Annotated in this window: 16 protein-coding genes and 2 pseudogenes; 9 read left to right on the top strand and 9 right to left on the bottom strand. The window is 67.9% G+C overall.

Features of this window, described 5'->3' with window-relative positions:
* Positions 1–3: 3 nt before the first annotated feature.
* From ACFRIC_RS40545 to ACFRIC_RS40535, 3 genes are all read right to left on the bottom strand, one after another.
* Entirely contained in the window at positions 4–585 is a 582-nt protein-coding gene (locus ACFRIC_RS40545; protein ID WP_382796904.1) for a DUF4383 domain-containing protein, read from the bottom strand.
* A 171-nt stretch (positions 586–756) separates the two neighbouring features.
* Positions 757–1,395 (bottom strand): sigma-70 family RNA polymerase sigma factor, encoded by a 639-nt coding sequence (locus ACFRIC_RS40540; RefSeq protein ID WP_382796902.1) that lies wholly within the window; start codon positions 1,393–1,395, stop codon positions 757–759.
* A 309-nt stretch (positions 1,396–1,704) separates the two neighbouring features.
* Positions 1,705–3,777: a glycosyltransferase family 4 protein gene (locus ACFRIC_RS40535; protein WP_382796900.1), complete on the bottom strand. Its 2,073-nt coding sequence runs from the start codon at positions 3,775–3,777 to the stop codon at positions 1,705–1,707.
* 176 nt (positions 3,778–3,953) lie between these two features.
* Here ACFRIC_RS40535 and ACFRIC_RS40530 point away from each other — a divergent pair, with 176 nt between their 5' ends.
* Positions 3,954–5,297 (top strand): glycosyltransferase, encoded by a 1,344-nt coding sequence (locus tag ACFRIC_RS40530; RefSeq protein WP_382796898.1) that lies wholly within the window; start codon positions 3,954–3,956, stop codon positions 5,295–5,297.
* A 20-nt stretch (positions 5,298–5,317) separates the two neighbouring features.
* Here ACFRIC_RS40530 and ACFRIC_RS40525 read toward each other — a convergent pair whose 3' ends face one another.
* Positions 5,318–5,497, bottom strand: coding sequence for a hypothetical protein (locus tag ACFRIC_RS40525; protein WP_382796896.1), 180 nt, complete (start codon positions 5,495–5,497; stop codon positions 5,318–5,320).
* 262 nt (positions 5,498–5,759) lie between these two features.
* Here ACFRIC_RS40525 and ACFRIC_RS40520 point away from each other — a divergent pair, with 262 nt between their 5' ends.
* Both ACFRIC_RS40520 and ACFRIC_RS40515 read left to right on the top strand, forming a co-directional pair.
* Positions 5,760–5,993, top strand: coding sequence for a hypothetical protein (locus ACFRIC_RS40520; RefSeq protein ID WP_382796895.1), 234 nt, complete (start codon positions 5,760–5,762; stop codon positions 5,991–5,993).
* A 396-nt stretch (positions 5,994–6,389) separates the two neighbouring features.
* Positions 6,390–7,292 (top strand): hypothetical protein, encoded by a 903-nt coding sequence (locus ACFRIC_RS40515; RefSeq protein ID WP_382796894.1) that lies wholly within the window; start codon positions 6,390–6,392, stop codon positions 7,290–7,292.
* Between the two features lie 325 nt (positions 7,293–7,617).
* Here ACFRIC_RS40515 and ACFRIC_RS40510 read toward each other — a convergent pair whose 3' ends face one another.
* Positions 7,618–8,658 (bottom strand): MerR family transcriptional regulator, encoded by a 1,041-nt coding sequence (locus ACFRIC_RS40510; RefSeq protein ID WP_382796893.1) that lies wholly within the window; start codon positions 8,656–8,658, stop codon positions 7,618–7,620.
* Positions 8,659–9,282: 624 nt separating this feature from the next.
* Positions 9,283–11,475: an MMPL family transporter gene (locus ACFRIC_RS40505; RefSeq protein ID WP_382796892.1), complete on the bottom strand. Its 2,193-nt coding sequence runs from the start codon at positions 11,473–11,475 to the stop codon at positions 9,283–9,285.
* A gap of 31 nt (positions 11,476–11,506) precedes the next feature.
* On the opposite strand from ACFRIC_RS40505, the gene ACFRIC_RS40500 reads away from it, so the two are divergent.
* The 5 genes and pseudogenes from ACFRIC_RS40500 (at position 11,507) to ACFRIC_RS40480 (ending at position 14,180) form a co-directional block, all read left to right on the top strand.
* Positions 11,507–11,998, top strand: a complete 492-nt coding sequence (locus ACFRIC_RS40500) for a MarR family winged helix-turn-helix transcriptional regulator (protein WP_382796890.1) — start codon at positions 11,507–11,509, stop codon at positions 11,996–11,998.
* A 279-nt stretch (positions 11,999–12,277) separates the two neighbouring features.
* Positions 12,278–12,517: pseudogene (locus ACFRIC_RS40495) on the top strand (transposase); the annotation flags it as partial.
* Positions 12,518–12,594: 77 nt separating this feature from the next.
* A complete protein-coding gene (locus tag ACFRIC_RS40490) occupies positions 12,595–13,188 on the top strand; it encodes a transposase (protein WP_382796924.1) in 594 nt (197 codons plus the stop codon).
* A 101-nt stretch (positions 13,189–13,289) separates the two neighbouring features.
* Positions 13,290–13,853, top strand: a complete 564-nt coding sequence (locus ACFRIC_RS40485; RefSeq protein WP_382796888.1) for a Uma2 family endonuclease — start codon at positions 13,290–13,292, stop codon at positions 13,851–13,853.
* A gap of 189 nt (positions 13,854–14,042) precedes the next feature.
* Entirely contained in the window at positions 14,043–14,180 is a 138-nt protein-coding gene (locus ACFRIC_RS40480) for an ANTAR domain-containing protein (protein ID WP_382796887.1), read from the top strand.
* A gap of 164 nt (positions 14,181–14,344) precedes the next feature.
* Here the strand turns inward: ACFRIC_RS40480 and ACFRIC_RS40475 are convergent, their stop codons facing one another.
* The 3 genes and pseudogenes from ACFRIC_RS40475 to ACFRIC_RS40465 all read right to left on the bottom strand — a co-directional run bounded on the left by ACFRIC_RS40475 (position 14,345) and on the right by ACFRIC_RS40465 (position 17,288).
* On the bottom strand, positions 14,345–14,887 hold the full coding sequence (locus tag ACFRIC_RS40475; RefSeq protein ID WP_382796885.1) for an isochorismatase family protein: 543 nt from the start codon (positions 14,885–14,887) through the stop codon (positions 14,345–14,347).
* A gap of 109 nt (positions 14,888–14,996) precedes the next feature.
* Positions 14,997–15,875, bottom strand: a pseudogene (locus ACFRIC_RS40470) (IS5 family transposase).
* A gap of 138 nt (positions 15,876–16,013) precedes the next feature.
* Positions 16,014–17,288: an IS701 family transposase gene (locus ACFRIC_RS40465; protein WP_382796883.1), complete on the bottom strand. Its 1,275-nt coding sequence runs from the start codon at positions 17,286–17,288 to the stop codon at positions 16,014–16,016.
* A 247-nt stretch (positions 17,289–17,535) separates the two neighbouring features.
* Between ACFRIC_RS40465 and ACFRIC_RS40460 the strand changes: the two genes are divergently transcribed.
* On the top strand, positions 17,536–18,012 hold the full coding sequence (locus ACFRIC_RS40460) for a hypothetical protein (protein WP_382796881.1): 477 nt from the start codon (positions 17,536–17,538) through the stop codon (positions 18,010–18,012).
* Positions 18,013–18,095 lie beyond the last annotated feature (83 nt).

The following is an 18,095-nucleotide window of genomic DNA, read 5'->3' as shown; positions in this document are numbered from 1 at the left end:
CCTTCAGCGGCTGTCTCGCGAGCCGGGAGACCCGGCCGCTCCCTGCAGGGCGGTCCGGTCCGTGCCCGGCGGCAGCGCCCCCGCGGGAGCCGGCTGCCGGCGTCGGGCGAGGGACTCCCGGGCGGCCTCGCGCGGATGGCGGCGCCGCCAGTACGGATTGTCGTGGGGCAGCTTGCTCGACACGCGCCCGTACATGCCGAACGTCAGGATCACCAGGCCCATGACGAAGCTGAAGACGACGTTCGTCATGCCGAAGTCGAGGATGTTCGCGGGCCGGTCGAGGATGAAGATGTGGACGAATCCGCTGAGCAGGAACAGGGTTCCCACCGTCATGTTGAGTGTGGAGGCGACGTTGCCTCCGACGACGGCGCCGACGATCAGCACCACACCGACGACCACGGAGATCAGGCTCAGGGCGCCGTTGGTCGACATGCCCGCGACGCTCCCGTTCGTGTCGAACGGACTGAGCTCGTCGGCGAAGCCGAGGCTGCCGAAGACGAGCAGGACCACCCCGCAGAACGCGGAGCCCCACCGGTAGACGGTGGCCAGGTGGTGGTCGAGGGGAAGTTCGTCTTGAAGCTTCATCGCTCGTCTCCTCTCTTACGAAGTAGCTGTCCAGGAATTGAGGAAGTGGCCAATCCGCGATCCCTCCGCGCGAGCTGCGCCGTTGCGGCCAGCACGTGAGCGCTGACGGAGATGAAGAGGGTCCAGGAGGAACGGCTTTTGGCGTACCTGATCGTCGGGCTGGCCTGACGATCAGCCGTCCGCTGGGAGGCGCGCACGGGAGCGGTCCTCGCCAACCTCTTGGAGGCAACGGTTGAGGCCGTACAGCCCGCGACGGGTGTGGCTCTTGACCGTTCCCAGCGGCAAGCCGGTGACCTGGGCGATCTGGGTCTGTGTGAGGTCGTTGTAGTAGGCGAGGCTGAGCACGCGCCGCTGAACCGCCGGGAGCTTTGACAGCTCGTGATGTATGAGGACGCGGTCCAGGACCGCGTCGGGCTCACTGGGGCGATCCCGCGTGCTCACGACGGCCCCCGCTGCCGCCACCAGGTCGGCCCGGCGGGTCCTGGCGTGCAACGCGTCGGCGATCTTGCGCCGGGTGATTCCGACGATCCACGCCGCGAGGGCGCCTCGTTCGGGTGTGAAGCCGGCCCGCCCCCGCCACGCGGCGAGGAATACCACCTGCGTGACGTCCTCCGCCTCGCCCGCGTCGCCCAGAGAGCGCCAGGCCAGGGTGTACACCAGGCGGCCCCATCGGTGGTACGCCCCGGAAAGGGCCTGCTCGTCGCCCCGGGCGAACGCTGAGGCGAGTTCCTCCTCATCAAGAGACCCCTGAACGGGAGCGGCGAGCGGAGCGCCCTCGAGGGGCTGCTCTGTCATCTGCTGTGAGGTCATGGCGACTGCTCCTCGAACAGGGCGGATCACGCCATTTCTCCGACGGAGGCGACCGCAGGGCCGTGCCGTCCGGTGTGTCTGGCGCATCGGTTCGCGCGGGGCGATTCCCGCTCTGCCACCATCCGAAATATCGATGCAGCAGGCAACATGCATCGACTGTGCATCGGATTGGTGGCCTGGTCGCGGGCGGCGCCGACTCCTGGTGGCCGGGGGGTGGGCACGGCACTGGCGGGGGAGTCCCGCTCATCCGCCTGGGGAAGTGGCACAGACAGCTGCGCCGCATGCGCGTGTCGTGGGCGGGAGCCCCGGTCAGGGCTGGTCAGTCTTCCTCACTGCGCTGTACTGCCGGGCCAGTGCATTCGCCATCACATCGATCGAGTAGCGGGTGGTGACAACGTCGCGCCCCGCTCGGGCGAAACGCGTTCGGTCCCCTTCGGGCAGGGCCGCCATTCTGCGCAGTCCCTTTGCCACGCCGGCCGCACTGGATGTGTCGAGCAGGATGCCGTTCACGCCGTCCCGCAGGTAGTGCGTGACCCCGCCCCGGGTCGGCCCTGCCGCCGGCAGTCCCGCCTCCATCGCCTCCAGGACGGCGATCCCGAACTCCTCTTTGACGCTGGGACACACGTACCAGGCCCGTATGCCGTTCGCCGGGTCCGCAAGGGCTCGTTGCAGTCGGCGGACGCTCTCGTTGGGCAGCGCTGGAAGGAGCGCGAAGCGGGACCGCGCTCGCGGGTAGCCGAGCAGAAGGGAACGGATTCGAGCACGCATGGCGTTCTCGGCGGCTGTGCCTGGAGGCGGACCGCCGCCGATCAGCACCAGGGTGGTCGTCATGTACGCCCCCGTGGCCAGCCAAGCCTGGACCAGAAGGTCTTGCTGCTTCACCGGATGCAGACGGCCCACATTGAGCAGCAACGGGAGGTGGCGCTCTGCGGGGTCCAGGGCGTGCGACCGATGCCCGCCGGCGAACAGCGCGGACAAAAGCGCCTCCCGCTGCTTGCCCTCGTCGGGAGCAGGGCGGTAGGGGGCGATGCCCTCGGGGATCGCGGACGGCCCCGTACCGTCGTTGAGCCCAGCCAACACCGGGAAATGGCGTACGAGCTCCTGGGTGCCGCCCTGCCCGGGAATGGCCACGACCGCATCCGCGCGGTCGACCAGCCGGTCGGCGACGAAGATGCGGTGCACGTCATGGCGGAGTTCCTCCGCGGCCTCTGCGTCGCGGAGGGGGGCGCGGTGGGCATGGCGGTCGGCCAGGTGCCGGTGCGGGTCGGGGGCGGCAGTGAAGACCAGACGTGCACCGACCCGTGCGGCGGCCTCTGCCATGGCCAGACTGCCGTCGTCCGCGTAGCGCACATGCAAAATGTCGAGCGGTCGTGTCATGTTGCCCAGCAGCCGTGCTGCCCACCAGGCGAGCGCCGAGCGGTGAAGGGCGATGTCGGATGGTGACGGGGGCCCCGCGGCGTCGACGGGAAGCCGCAGCACCCAATGTCCGGGCCCGCGCTCAAAGGCCGTGCGAGGATCCCGTTCGAGATCGTCATGTCCGGCCGCGACCAGGGTGACGACGCCCGCAATTCCTTCTGTGACGGCGAGCCGGTCGCCGAGCCCGCCGAGCAACACCGAGAGCCCGCCGCTGAGCCCCTCGCCAGGTCTGTCCAACCGGCCCAAGAGCATGGTCTGCGCGATGAGCTGGCCCGGGCGGGCATCGTCCCAGTCGATGGGCACGGTGGGAGGCACGATCAGCAGCCGCTCGTAGACACCCTCCGCCGCAGAGGGATCGGGAAGCCGTTCGGGGCCGTCAGGGAGCAGATACAGATAGCGCCAGGCGGCGTGGCGTACCGTCCGGTCCTTCGTCGAGTCCGCCAGCTCGGCCGTCTCAGAGGCCGTGAGGGGACGCAGCTCGGCCGCCACCGCCAGGTTCAGGAAGAACGCTGAAGTGGCCGTGTCCGATGCGGTCATCAGCAGGTTCCGCAAAAGCGCCTCGGCGTGTTCTCTGCCGTGCCACTGCACCGCTCCTGGCCACATCTCGGCGACGACCGCCTCCAGGCGCGGCCCACCTCGGGTGTGGGCCAGGAGCGCCTCTGGACTCAGCGGTACAGCGAGCCTGCACGCTCTGCGCAAGGAGGCGACGGCCGCGTCGTTCCGGTCGAGTGTTGGTTCGCCGCTTGTTGTCAGGGGCCACGACGACGGCCCGTACTCAGCTTCCATCAGCTGCAGCAGTTCGCCGCCCGCGCAGGCCCGTACGTCAGTGCTTGGGTACCCGCTGGTGCCCGCGGAGCTGGCGAAGAACCGCTCCCGCGCCGCCACGAGAGGATCGGCGTCGACGGGTTCGATGACGCCGGCCGGTCCCACCGGCGCCACGGTGTCTGCGGAGGAGACGGTGGACATGATCATCCTTGTCTGGATGTCTGAGAGCTGACCACGGTGTTTCACCGCCCGACCACTGGGCGGATGCACCCTTGGGCGACGGCTCAGGACACACGGACTCCATCCCGCGAGCGTGGTTACGATGCTGTGCTCCGCACCCGGGCCGCTCGGCGCGGCAGGGGACCGAAGGGGATTTCATGCCACGCATCGTGGTCGTCAGTCCACCGTTCCTGTCGCATGCCCGACCGCTGGCCGAGCTCAGCCGGGCATTGCGGGAGAACGGCGCTGAGGTCTGGTTCGCCTGCACCCCATCCTTCGAGTGGCTGGCCAGGGAGGTGGCTGCCCACTTCGTGCCCCTGACCGTGACCCGGAACGCCAACACCGGTGTCGCGGAGGAGACGCACCAGGACGCCGAGGAGGCGGCCCGCCTCGTCGAATTCCTCGAAGCGACGCGCCGGGGCCCGGTGCCTACCTTGGTCACTCAGGCGCGTCACCGGCGAAGCGACATGCTGGCCGACCCGGACGGCGTACTCGACGAACTGGCCGCCCTGGACGCGCGACTGAGGCCCGACTGGTACCTGGTCGACCAGCTCAGCTATCCCGTGACCCTTGCGCTGCACTGCCTGGGAGTGCCGTACGCGACGTTCTGCCCCGGGCACCCCAGCTATGTCCTGTCTGGACCGGACGCCTACTTCGGGGTGCCTTACGACTGGCCCAAGGCGCTGTATCCCGACCCCGCGGAACTGCCCGAACTTCTTTCCGCCGCGCGGGAGAACGACATGCTGTTCACCGCGCTGTTCGACGAATTCGTCCATCGGCGCGCCCCGGGCCGGCCGACCCCCGCCAGGGCGTTCGGCCTGACGTCGCCCTACGCGGTCCTCTACTCCTATCCGGCATTTCCATGGCTTACCCGTCCGGCGCCGGGCCCGGTGTCCCTCTTCGCCGGCCACTCCGTAACGCCTTCCTCGTGTCTGGACCAGGCATGGCAGAAACGCCTTGAAGCGCTTCGGGGGGAGGGCCGGCGGATTGTGCTCATGGCCCTCGGCACCTTCCTGTCCGCCCGGGACGACGTGCTGCGCACTGTCGTGCACGGCGTACTGGACCACATGCACGACGCTGCGGTCGTCGTCGCGGCGGGCGGGCGGTCCCACCGGCTCACAGACCTGGTCGAAGAGCGGGCCGTGGTGATGCCATCGGTGCCCCAACAGGCGTTGCTTGAACACGTCGACCTGATGGTCCACCACGGCGGCAACAACTCTTTCACGGAGTGCGTCCGGGCGGGCGTCCCGGCCCTGGTCCTGCCTTTTTCCAGCGATCAGTTCTCCGTCGCACGCGATGCGGAGCGCTCGGGCGCGGGTGTGGTCGCCGACCCGAACGCCGTAGGGCGGGCCGAGATCGGTGACGCCCTCGAGGCATTGTCGATCACGGCTGGCCCACGGGTTGCCGAGCTGGCCGGCCAGGTCCGTGAGCGCGGGCCCCGATGGGGCGCCGAGCGCCTGCTCGCGGTCATGCGGGAGCGGGCGCCGGTTCGTCACGCATGACGGCCCCGGTCGCGGACGCATCAGGTGCGGTTTGAGGAGGGCAGGGCGGCTGGCGGAAACGCCATGGGGGCCAGTGCGTTGACGGTGAACAGGTGCTCGGCGACGGCATCGCTCACCGACTCGGCCGGTGCGAAGGCGGCGCCGCCGACGCAGACGACGACACCGTCCAGCCCACCGAGTCGGTCGGCGGCCCAGGTCACCGTGCGGGCGCACTGTTCGAGGCCATTGGGGACTTGTCGCCCTCTTCGGCAGGTGATCGACCCCGGACTCGGCAGTGGACGGGACCCTGCGGGCAGGACCGGGCAGGGCAGCACACAGTGCGCCTCATTCCAGGGTGCGGGTGTGCTCCGTCGCGGAGAAAAGTGTGGGCCCTTCGCCTCGCATCCAGGAGGGCCATGAGACCGGAAAAAGAGGTCAAAGCACCTCTAAATAGGGTGCTGGTCTCTGGCGAGAGGAAAACTAATGATCGTGAAGAAGCTGCACGAGGCGGGCGTCGAGAGTGAGCATGCCTACGCCGCGGCCTTCGGCTCCATCGGCCTTTCGCTCGTCTCGTGGCTGGCCTCCAACAAGCAGGAGAATCTGGAGCGGGCCGACCGCTGGGGAATCTTCGTGGGGGAGTGGGCGCCCACCTTCTTCGCCCTCGGACTGGCGCTGGCCAACTACGAGAAGAGCGATTCCGTCGGGGCCGACCGCTGACCGACCGGGCCACACCGCCACGACCCGAAGCAGAACAAGCCCGGCTTCCTCCCCGCCGCCCGACCTGCTCCAGCCTGGATGGGGGACGACAGCCCCTCTGCGGGCATCCGCGGACAGGCGCCCGGGGCGCCGGACCGGGAATGTACCGGAACGCAGAAGGGAGCGAACTGGAGCGGGTGCGGCGACGTCCGTCCTGCCCCTCGCGCGGCGGCCGGCCCGCACAACGGGCGTTGGGTGGCTTCGGATGCCTCCCTTGCAGGTTGTGCGCCCATCCGGTCATCACGGGGCGAAACAGAGCAACACGACGGGTGCGGCCTGAGTCTGCAATCTGCGCAAGCCTTCCTCACCGATCGAGAAGACGATGATGCGGGACAGAGTTACCTGGAGACGAGCTCGGTGACGGTACTGCTCAGCGATGACATCAAGGACGTTCCGGCCAAGCCGCCCATGAAACCCGGCACACCGCTGGCATGGGACGACCTGGGGCTGCAGTCGATGTCGGCGATGCTGGTCGAATCGCTGAGCCGACGCGGAAGCCGCTACTACGAAGCCCTGTGTCAATGGCCGCGATGGCATGCGCTGAACGAGCGCGCGCTCGCAGTGACGCATCATCCCCTGCTCATGGCCGAGTCGACCCGTCAGCTCGCCGCTGCCCTGGAGCTGTTGTATCTCCAGGACGCCGGAGCCGACCGACTCCAGCCTTCCGCGGTGAGCCTGGGAGTGGACCCCAGAACGCAACCGATCGAGCGCGGTGCCGCGACGCACGTACTGGTACGCGTCACGGTCAGTGATCTCGTCAGAAGAGGGGGCGCTGTCGCCGCGTACCGCCTGACCGCCGAATTCTTCGGCGCCGGCACCCCCTTTGGCACCTGCCGCATGATGCTGGTCCACCCCTCATGCCCTGGACCAGAAGCGGCCTCAACACCACCGCCGCTCAGCCTTCTGCGTCCCGCCCCTGCGGCCGTGGGAGCTTCAGCCGAACCGGACGTGCTGATCGCGCGTGGAGCACAGGGGCGACTCGTGATCGCCCCCTGCGACCCCGGACACCCCGTGTTGCTCCCCGGCCGCCCTGCGCTGCTGCCGGCGCTAGCGGTCATGGAGGCCGGAAGGCAGGCGACGCTGCTCTCTCAGGGAGTACTGCCGTCCGCTGTGGTCGGCATTGCGGTGCGACTTGACGCGCCGGTGCCAAGCCGAGGGGCTGTCGTAGAGGTGGCCGCCGAGGACTGCGCCTCGCGCTTCGTTGTCAAGGTCGGTGAGCAGACTCCAGCCGCGGGCACGGTCACCTTGTTGCGACCCTGAACATAAGCGCTGGCCTGCGGACCGCCGATGGGTGACGACGCTCATCGGATGATCGGCGGATGACCTGTTGATGCCGTTGTCGACGAGGTAGCGCGGACGTCCTCGGGTCGGCGCTGCGGTCTCTCGACTGCGTTGCCGAACCTATGGGCGAGGCAGTCACCCCCCACGCGTGGACGAGCTGGACTCGGCGACCGCGACCACGTGACGCTTCGGCAACAGGGCCTCGTGGTTTTCGCAGGACATGCACCGGCCCCGGACAACTCACCCGAGCAGGAGGCGCCCGTTCGCACATGTCCGACCCCGCGAACGGCTAGGGAACAGGCGGCTAGTTTTCCAATGTGGCGATCATCTGGAGCGCTTCGGTCAGGTGCTGTGGACGGAGCAGTCCTGGCTCTGAGCACTCGCTCCAGCCCGGCCCGCTCAGCAGAACAGGGTTCTGCCTGCGTGATCCCCGCGCTGCCCAGCGTGTGGCGGCGACGTGAGTGGCCAGCGGGATGTTTACCGTGGACCGAGACTGAGACCACAGGACTACTGCCGACGGGCCTACGCGACTGACTGCCGCCATGAGCGCCTCTGGCGGAACGGCCCCACCGAGCATCAAGACCGGCACTGTCTTTTCCGCCAGCACCGCACTGAGCGCCTCCAGGGGGAGGGTATGCGTCTCACCCGGAACGCCAGCGAGCAGAACGGGCGAGGTGTCGTCCCGTCCCTGTTCCATTGAGGAGGCGTACACATGCCGCAGAGTGGCGGAGATGTGCCAGGACAGGAGGTGCTCGACTTCGACGTACCGATCGCCAGACGACTCCCACTTACGTCCCGCTGCCCGCAGGGTCGGTACCATTACCTCTTCCCACGCCGTGGTGAGGCCGAGTGTCAGGACCGCGGCCGTCAACTGCTTCTGTACGGCGACAGCATTCAGACGTACAGCGGCCCGCGCCAGACCCCGACACTCCTGGCGCACGTTGCTGCCCAACGGCAGCCCGGTACCCGACCTCGAAGCGCTCCTTCTGGAGGGCGGAGGCGACATCACCGACGATCGCTCCGCGCTTTCGAGTCCGGCAGACTGCGAGGTGGTGGCCGTGGAAGCCGTGGCCGCCCGGCGGACCGCGGCCACCTTCTTCGCGGCGCCGGCGGCCTCTGCGGGAGGCATGCCCTCCGCAGTCAGTCTGCACATCTCCTGGACCATGGCGACATCTTCGGGTGACCACCGGCGATGCCGGCCGTCTGTTCGCACCGCGGGTCCTAGACCATATCGCCGGTCCCATGAGCGCAGCGTTGTGGGCGACACCCCGACCTTCCGCGCCAGAAAACCTGTGCTCACTCCCGGATCTGTGGTCCCCGCCCTCTCATGGGCGCTCAGTTCCATGGGCCTTGGGGGTCACTGCGAGCGGGGGCTATGTGGGAATCGCGATCCGCCCGCGGCAGGATCGTGCTGGCATCGGCGGCAGTAGGTCATCACAGAGCCTCCTCGATTTCGGAACCGCTCCGCTGGTACAGCTTTTTCGGCAATGGGTTGTTGGATGGATGCAGTGTCCTCATCTCTGCCGGCTCGGCCAACCGCTGTCCTTTGCGCCGCGTCCGGCCGACAGCTTCTGCTAGGTGCCCGCTTCGGCGCCTTCCGCGCCAAATACTGGCTCGGAAGACGCATGCCGCAGTGAGCATTTCAGCCGAGCAGGCCACGGCGAGCACATAGCCGATACCGCCTTCTTCCCAGGCGGCCCCTAGTTTCGGCTTGCCGCCGTAGCCCGCCAGTCCGGCCCCCCAGCACGCCGGCAAACAGAACAGTGCGGAAGCATGCGGTCATGCGGCCCATCACCGCCGGCGGTGTGCAAGTCCGGCCCAGGCCCAACATGATCACCCCCGCCACACCAAGACCGAGGGCGATCTCTCGAGGAAATCTTCTTTCCGGTCCGTCCGTTGGCGCGGGTTGGCGATCCGGGCCCAGCTCGACAAGGTTGCCTCCCTCGTCGGTGGAGGCAACCCGTGGCGGTCATCGGTGTAGCTGGCTGTCTGTCGAATGGTGTTGTCCTGCGCCCGGCTTGACGGAGCCTTCGGTGTTTTGGCGGATGGGTTTGATGCGCAGAAGCCGCTGGGCAGGGGCAGGGAGCCACCAATTGAGGCGGCCGAAGAGCGAGACGAGGCCCGGGGCGAGAACGCCGCGGATGATAGTGGCGTCGATGATGATTCCGGCCGCGAGCCCGGTGGAGAGGATCTTGACGTCTGTCTGGGGGACGCCGCCAAGGGCGACGAACGCGAGGAAGAGGATGAGGGCGCCGGAGGAGACGAGGCGGCCTGTGTGGCCGATGCCGCGCACCACTGCTTCGTCGGTGCTGTGCCCGGCAGCGTACTCCTCGTTGATGCGCGTCAGGATGAACACCTCGTAGTCCATCGAGAGTCCGAACAGCAGCGCGAAGACCGCGAGGGGCACCCACAGGGTGATCGCGCCGGTGGCCGGGCTGGAGAACAGTGAGGACCCGTGGCCCTCCTGCCAGACCAGGGTGAGGACGCCGAAGGCGGCTGCCAGGGATACAGCGTTGAGCATCAGCGCCTTGATGGGCAGCCAGACGGAGTGCAGGGCACGGCTGAGCAGCAGGAACGTCACGAGCACGATGACGGTGACGATGATCCAGAGGTTGCTGCCGTAGAGGGCGTCGATGAAGTCGCTGTCTTGGGCGGGCGAGCCGCCCACCTGAGCTCCGGGGATCTCGGCGGCCGCTCCCTGCAACTGGGCCAGGGTCGTCTTGCCGGCATCGCTGGTGGCGTCGTCGCGGCCCCATCCGGAAACGATGTGCATGCCGTCGCGGTTCCATGAGGCCGGCTGAATGACGGTGGTCTGGGCGGGAGCGGTGATACTGCGGTCTGCGGGCAGCAGGATCTCGGTGGGGCGCAGTACGCCGGCTCCGATACCGGAGTCGGTGAGGGTTTTCAGGCCCGCTCGGGCCTCGGCTGAGGCGGAGGCTGCCTGTGCGGCTGCTGTGGGCTGACCGAGTTGCAGAGAGAAGACGGGGATGATCAGTGCGGCCATGAGCGCCATCGCACCGCAGGTGGCGGTGATGCGGTGGCGCACCACATAGGCGGCGATCGCTGTCCATAGGCGGCTGACCGTGGACGGCGGACGTTTGCGGGGCCATTCCAGGCGGGAGCCTGCGGTGTCGAGGATGACGGGCAGCAGGGTGATGGAAACGGCGACGCTGATGAGCGGGATGAGCATGCCGGCGAGGCCGATACTGCGCAGGAACGGCACGGTGGTCAGTGCCAGGGCGGCAAGGCTGACGGTGACGGTGACGCCGGAGAAGACCACGCTGCTGCCCGCGGTGGAAGCCGAGACCAGGACGGCGTCGCGGTTGGAGCGGCCGACGGCTTTCTCCTCCCGCCAGCGGGTAACCACCAGCAGGGCGTAGTCGATCGCGACACCCAAGCCAACCAGTGCCACGATGTTCTGCACGAGCGTGGACATGGTGGTGGCGTACGTCAGGCCGTAGATCCCGATGAACGTGGTAGGAATCGCGATGGCTGCGATGAGCAGCGGCAACAGGGCTAGCAGAGAGCCGAAGACGATCGCCAGGACGACGAGCGCTGCGACTCCGGCCAAGATCGTTTCCACTAGCACGCTATTGCCGCTGCTGGATCCTCCGGCCGCCAGTACGGACGCGCCGGTGACATGCACCGGCTCCCCGCTCACGCGTACGTCGCTGAGTGACTTCTCTAGCGCGGGCAGAGCTTTGACGTACGGATCGTCGCTGGTGAAGTCCGGGACTGGGTAGACCATCACGAATGTGGTGTGGCCGTCCTTGGAAACGTAGGCGGATGCATCCGCCGGGTCGCTGAGGGCCGAAGCTGTTCGTGCACCCGGCACCGCATTGCGTACCAGCCCGTCGACCCTTCTCAGCTCGTCTCGCCCTGCAGTCGAGGCCAGACCGCTGTCCGGGAGGCGGACGACCGCGATCAACGGGTCATTACTGCCGCCCGAGCCGAACGAGCGGACGATTTTCTCGTTCGTCTCGTAGGCGGGCTGGCCGGGCAGCTCGAAGGTAAACGACAGTCGGCTGCCCGACTGCGCTGCGGCCCCCGCGCCCGCGAGCGCGAGCAGCAGCCAGGCCACGATCACCGTCCAACGGTGAGTGAGCGACCAGCGGGCAATCGCCACCACACCGCCAGAACGCTCAGTATCTGAGAGACTCATGTTTTGAGGATACGCGCCCTATTCTTGGTCCGTGGCAACCGAGGGCTTCTATCCCAGCAACGACCCCCGCGAACAGCAGCAGTGGCGGATCGTCGATGCGCTGCGCCGCTACGGAACCGACTCCACCCGACTGGCTCACGCCTTCGCCGCTCAGAACAAACTGCGCCCCGTCGACCTCTTCGCCCTCGTGGCGATCATGTCCGCGGAAGGGGCCGGGACCCCCCTCACGCCCGGACACCTGCAGACCCACCTGGGGCTGTCATCAGCCGGGACCAGCTACGTCATTGACCGCCTCGAAGCCTCCGGCCACGTACGCCGCAGCCGAGAGGACGCCGACGACAACCGGAAAGTCCGCCTGCGCTACACCCAAGACGGCATGCGCACCGCCCTCGCGTTCTTTGGCCCCCTAGGGCAATCCACGACCACCGTCCTGGACCAGTTCGACCCGGACGAGCTCGCGGTCATCGCCCGCTTCACCGAGGCCATCGCCCAGACGATGAACACCCACGCCGAGCAGGTGTGAGAACCCGCCACGCAACTCCCCGGGGGAGCTTTCCCCTCGACAGAGTGGTTCTCAATCTGGTGCCTGCCGACGGCTTGCCCTGCCCGTCGGCCACTTGTGCATGCAGATCATCAACTCGTGGCTTTCCGCTGGGTGGTTCGTGGGTCTTGGAAGGGCAACGGGTTGTGCTGGCTGCCAAGTTCGAGGCGACTCGGCATCTCGACTAGAGGGCGTCTGAGAAGCCCGTCAGCGGGGCAAGTTGCCTGGTAGCGGGGTGGCGGCGCACTTTCGGGGGCTGGGGTGTGCGGGCTGCCTACCCGTTACTCGACGGATCTTTCTGATCAGGAGTGGGAGATCCTGCGTCCGCTGGTTCCGGCGGTCAGGCCCGGTGGCCGGCCGGCGAAACACGCGCGGCGGGAGATCCTCAACGCGCTGGCGTACCGGCTGCGGGCCGGCTGCGCCTGGAGACTGCTGCCGCATGACCTGCCAGCGTGGCAGACGGTCTACCACTACTGGCGGCGATGGCAGCAAGAAGGCGTGTGGGAGCGGATGCTGACGGCGCTGCGCGAACCCGAGCGGGCGCAGCTCGGCCGTGATCCCACTCCCAGCGCGGCCATCTGGACAGCCAGAGTGTGCGGGCCAGTGAACGCGGTGGCCTGCACGGTGACGACGGTGGCAAGAAGGCCAGCGGCATCAAACGGCACCTGCTCGTCGACACTCGGGGCACTGTCCTGGTCACCTGCGTGAGCCCGGCGAGCGTCGGCGACCGCGATGGCGCCGTGGTGCTGTTCTCGCGGGCTGCCGATGTCTTTCCCCGGCTGCAGCACGTGTGGGCGGAGCAGGGCTACCGCGGCGCCGACTTTCGCACCTGGGCCCGGGAAGCCACCGGCATCACCGTGCAGATGGTGCAGCGCCGCGACGGCGGGTTCCGCTCAACCTGGGCCCGGGTGGGCAAGAATCACCTGGCGTGCGGCTCGCCGCGGACCGTGCGACCTACGGGTTCAAGGTCGGCGACGGAGAGCTTTCCCTGTAGTCCGACCACCGCGTCGGCGCGCGTCAATTTCCGGTGGAACGCTGGATCCTCGCGCCGCGGACGGCCTGGCAGGCTTGGCATATCGCCATCACCTTCGGCGCCGGCATGGACGCGAAGACAGCGTGGACGATGGCACGGGTGCAGCGGCCTCGGCCTCCTGATGAATACCCGCACATGATCCATCACCTCGACAACAAGCAAACCTCTTGAGGCATGGCACCGCCATGCTCGGCCGGGTCACACTAGGGGAGACGTTCGCATTCCAAGGAGGCGCAGCAGGTGAGCGTTGCCACGGACCACACCGGCCCATGGACTCTTGCCGATGTACTGGCGCTGCCCGAGGACCGAACCACCCGCTATGAGCTGCTGGAAGAGTCTCTGGTGCTGTCGCCCGCTCCGGGAGTCCGCCACCAGCGGGCCAGCTTCCGGCTGCACGTCATCCTCGACGCCGCAGCCCGCGCGGCCGGCGCGCCGGTGGAGGTCCTGGAAGCCATCAACGTGGTCCTACCGTCCGGTCTGGTCGTGCCCGACCTGGCGGTCACCGATGCCGGCGCCACTGCCGAGGACACCGTCAGCGTGGACGCGGACGCGGTCCAGCTCGTGGTCGAACTCGTCTCCCCAGGCAACAAGACGATGGACCGCAAGTTCAAGCCCCTGCTCTACGCCGAAGCGGCGATCCCGCACTTCTGGCGTCTGGAGTTCGATCCTGCCCCGCGCCTGATCGTCAGCGAACTGCAGGGCGGCCAGTACGTGGAGACGGTCACCGCCCTTGCCGGAGCCACTACCGCAATCCACGCCCCCTTCCCGGTCTACATCGACCCGGCCGGACTCGCTCAGCAGTAGCTGGAGCCGATCGGCCGACCGGTGCTTTCACGGTCCCACCCAGGGTTTGCGCAGGTCCATCGGCTGAGCAGCCGTCTGACTCCAGCTCGCGGCGCTCCGCGGGGTCGTGTACGTCGCCGGGCACCTCCGCGGCTGATAGACGCCCCCGCAGATGGGCGGATTTCAGCGAGCGCCCGCAACCATGCTCAGATGGAGCATGCCATTGGCACCCGCCATGCCATCGGCGAGGCCATCGGCATCCTCATGGGCCGCAACGACCTCACCGCACAACAAGCGTTCGACGTACTGGCCCCGCTACTCGCAAGGGACCACCATCAAGCTCCGTGAGGTGGCCCGCCGGGTCTGCGACACGGGTGGCGTCCCGCGAACCCCGCCCGGCGAAGATCCGTTTCACGACCCCGACGACCACCGAAGCTAGGGCCTGTCCGGCGGATCGTGTAGGGGCGGGAGGTCGCGGACGGCGATCCCGCCCGCTCATCCGGGCATGTTGCTCAACTCGCCGGCGCGGCATCAAAGCGGATGTGCGCAGCCGACGTGACCGTGATGGAGCGTCCGGCGTACTGGATGGTTGAGAAGGTCGTGTTGTGGTGGGCGATGACCTGAGCGGCCGATGGCGCAGCGCCGGGCGGGCGTGCCGGTGTGGTGTGTCCGTCGGAGACCAGCACGAGGTCGTAGCCACGCGAAAGGACGCTGCGGCTGGTGGAGTCGACGCAGTACTCGGTGGCGAAGCCAGTGACGATCACACGACGCACCGCTCGCTCGTTTAGCAGATCACCGAGGCCGGTGTCGAGGAAGGAGTCCGCGCTGTCCTTGTCCAGCACGGTATCTCCCGGCCGGGGTGCTACCGCCGGATGGACGTCGCTCAGGCTGGCGGGCAGGTCATGGAGCCGTTGTCGCAGGTAGATGATCGGCACGCCAGCGGAGCGAGCCTGCGCGGTGAGGTGGGCGACCCTGCGCAGGCAAGTCTCGACGTCATGAGCTTCGCTCAACAAGGCACTCTGCATGTCGATGATGAGCAGTGCGGTGTCCGGCATCCCGCGAGCCTATCCGGCCCGGTCCGCACGTTGGACAGGCCAGTGCTGGCCTACGACCAGCGAGCCCGACGAGATCAGTAAGCGAAATCGCCTCGGCCCTGTCCCCGCGTCATGCTCGGAGCCAGAGTCGGATTGCTGCGGTGGTGACGGTGCCGTGGAAGACATTGCGCGCTTATCGAACCTGGTGGCCACGGCGCGGGAGTTCTTGAGCGCCAAAATGGTCCGTTCCACTTCGTTCCTGCGCTTGTAGATCGTCGTGTCGAAGCTGGCAGGCCGTCCGCCCTTGCTGCCGCGGCGTTGGCGGTTGGCTCGCTGGTTCTTCGGCTCAGGGATGGTGTGCTTGATCTGCCGTCTGCGCAGGTAGCGGCGGTTAAGGCGGGAGGAGTACGCCTTGTCGCCGCCGAGGTGGTCCGGGCGGGTGCGGGAGCGTCCGCCGCCCAGGCGGCCAACGCGGATGCGTTCCATGACGGGGATGAGCTGCGGGGCGTCGCCCCACTGGCCCGGAGTGATCAGCAGGGCCAGTGGGCGGCGGCCGCCCTCCCCGGCAAGGTGGATCTTGCTGGTGAAGCCGCCCCGGGAGCGCCCGAGTCCTTCGCCGGGACGGTGCTGCCGGGGCGTGCGTCTTTTCCCGGTATCCGAGGGGACCTCTTGCGTGCGCCAGCCGCGTGCTGATGGGCCCGGCAGGTGGTGGAGTCCACGGATGCCATCGACCAATCGATGCGGCTCTCGGCATCTGCGTCGGCCAGGACGGCCGCGAAGATCTTGTCCCACGTGCCGTCCGCCGACCAGCGTCTGTGCCGTTCGTACACGGTCTTCCACTTCCCGAACCGCACAGGCAGATCCCGCCAGGGCACCCCCGTCCGGTTCCGGTACAGGATCCCGTTGATGATCCTGGGTGCCTGGCCCAACGCCCACCGCGCTGCCCAGACTTGGGCAGATGCGGCCGCAACCGCACCCATTCCTCGTTCGTGAGATCTCCCCGCCTCATGGACATGCCGACGAGCCGGAATGCGAGAAGTCACATGATCCGCCGGACAGGCCCTAGTAGTGCTTCGTTAGGTTCGTGGTCTGGATCTGCTGGCGGTGAGGGGGCGGCCGCAGGTGGTGCAGGTGCCGGTCCAGCACCTCAGCAGGTCTTGGAGTGCGTCCAGGGTCTGGTAGAGGCTCGGGTCGTTTCCTCGGCTTTTGGGTCGAGCCTGCGGAGAGTGAGGAAGGCTTGGGCGGCGGTGACGAGGGTGACGTGGTGGTGCCAGCCGCGCCAGGTGCGGCCTTCGAAGTGGTCGAGTCCCAGGCCGTGCTTGAGCTCCCGGTAGTCGTGTTCGATCCGCCAGCGCATCTTCGCCCACCGCACCAGGTCGGCGGCCGGTGTGGCGGCGGGCAGGTTCGATATCCAGTAGTTGGTGGGTGCGTCCTGGCCGTTTGGCCATTCGACCAGGAGGGTCTGGACGGGCAGGACGCCGTCCCACCGGTTGCGGCCGCCGCCCACTTCTTGAGCTGCGGCCAGGGACTGCTTGCCCGCGGGCCGCACGGTCAGCACCGCGAACCGTGAGGTCATCGCGCCTTTGCTGCCCTGCCGCCAGGTCACCTCGGTAAATTGCTCCGCACCCGCCTCCGCCGCGAGGACGGAGACGGCTCGCGGTGGGGTGCGGTAACGGGGAAGGGTGGGCGGCCCGAGCCCGCCATAAGCGGGCTGGTGCGGCTCGACATCCTCCGGATGAGCGACTTCCTTCCCGTTCAGAGCCAGTACATAGGACAGTCCCCGCTCCTCGAGCCCGAGCCGGAACGGGGTGCTGACGCCGTAGCCGGCATCGGCGACCACGACCGGCGCCGTCAACTGCCACCGGGCGAGGGTGTCCAGAAGGCCGAGCGCAAGACGCCACTTCTCCTGGTGCACCACGCCGTCGGGGACTCCTGCCCTGCGGCAGCGGTCCGGCTCGTCCGTCCACTCCCGCGGCAGATACAACTGCCACTGAAGCGGGCACGAGGCGGTGTCGGTGGCGGCATGGACACTGACCGCGACCTGGCAGTTCGCCCGTTTGCCGACCGCTCCGCAGTACTGGCGGGCCACCCCGACCGACGCCTTGCCGCACTTGGGGAACGACACGTCGTCGACCACCCACACCTCGGGCCGGACAACTTGGGACAGCCGCTCGGCGATCCGCTGCCTGACCGGCAGCGGATCCCACGGCGACTGGTTCACGAACTGCTGCAGGGCCTGCATGTTCCCGTCCGGCAGCCGCTCGGCCATCGGCTGGATCGACTTGCGCCGGCCGTCCAGCATCAGGCCTCGCAAATAGGACTCACCTCTGGCCCTCTGGTCTTTACGCGGCACCGAGGCAAAGACATCCGCCACGAACATCGCCAACGCCGCCCGTAACCGGCTCACTTCATACGCATCCACACACCCCAACATGCTCTTGATCAGGGTCGATGGAAAGACCTAACGAAGCACTACTAGCTAGGGGCCCGCTGTGCAGCAGCGAAGTACGACCACCGCACCCGCGCCCGACCGTCGCCGGCCCCGAGCGAGCGTCTGACGTCCCCAAACCTCGGCGACCACCATGCCCATAGTTCGCATCGAGAGGGTTTGCGGCAGTCTTGGGTCATTGCCTATGGCCCCTGTGACCTGCGATGATCCAGTCCTGATCATGATCGCGAAAGAGTCCAGGCATGCAACCTTCGAGACCAGGCAGTCCCAGCACTGCGTCCACCGGAGAGTGAAGCGACCGCGTATTTCGTTGCTGGTCGCGCTCGGCATCGTTGCCGTCTCCGTTGCGGGGTGCGGCAGTTCCGACGATGAAGGACTGCCAGTGCGAGTGGTCAACGAGTCGGCCTGGGATGCCCACGTGTTCGGTTGTCCGCAGTGCGGAAGGCTCGGCCTTGTGGTCGTAGGAGATCCCGACCGAAAGCCGGGCGAGGGCGGCGGTGCCTACTTTGGGTGGACCGAGGGACGCGCGTGGCCTGTGACGTACAAGGTTGTTGTCCGCGGAGTGGAGTCGGTCTGCCCGTTCATCGACCCCGAGCCCGGTAAGGCGGAGGGCGCAGTGGGCACCCGTGACGTCATCTACGTGGTGGACGAGAGCGGGAAATGCGGCGTAGGCCCAGCGAGCATGGACGAGATCTGACATCAGCGGCTGACACCGACGAGCGCGAACAAGGCGGTCGGCACCAGATCCTGACGGACTCTCGGCCGAAGCGCCGGACTGGT

The sequence above is a fragment of the Streptomyces sp. NPDC056738 genome (assembly GCF_042790435.1).
GTDB lineage: Bacteria > Actinomycetota > Actinomycetes > Streptomycetales > Streptomycetaceae > Streptomyces.
This window is presented reverse-complemented; position numbering and strand designations above follow the sequence as displayed.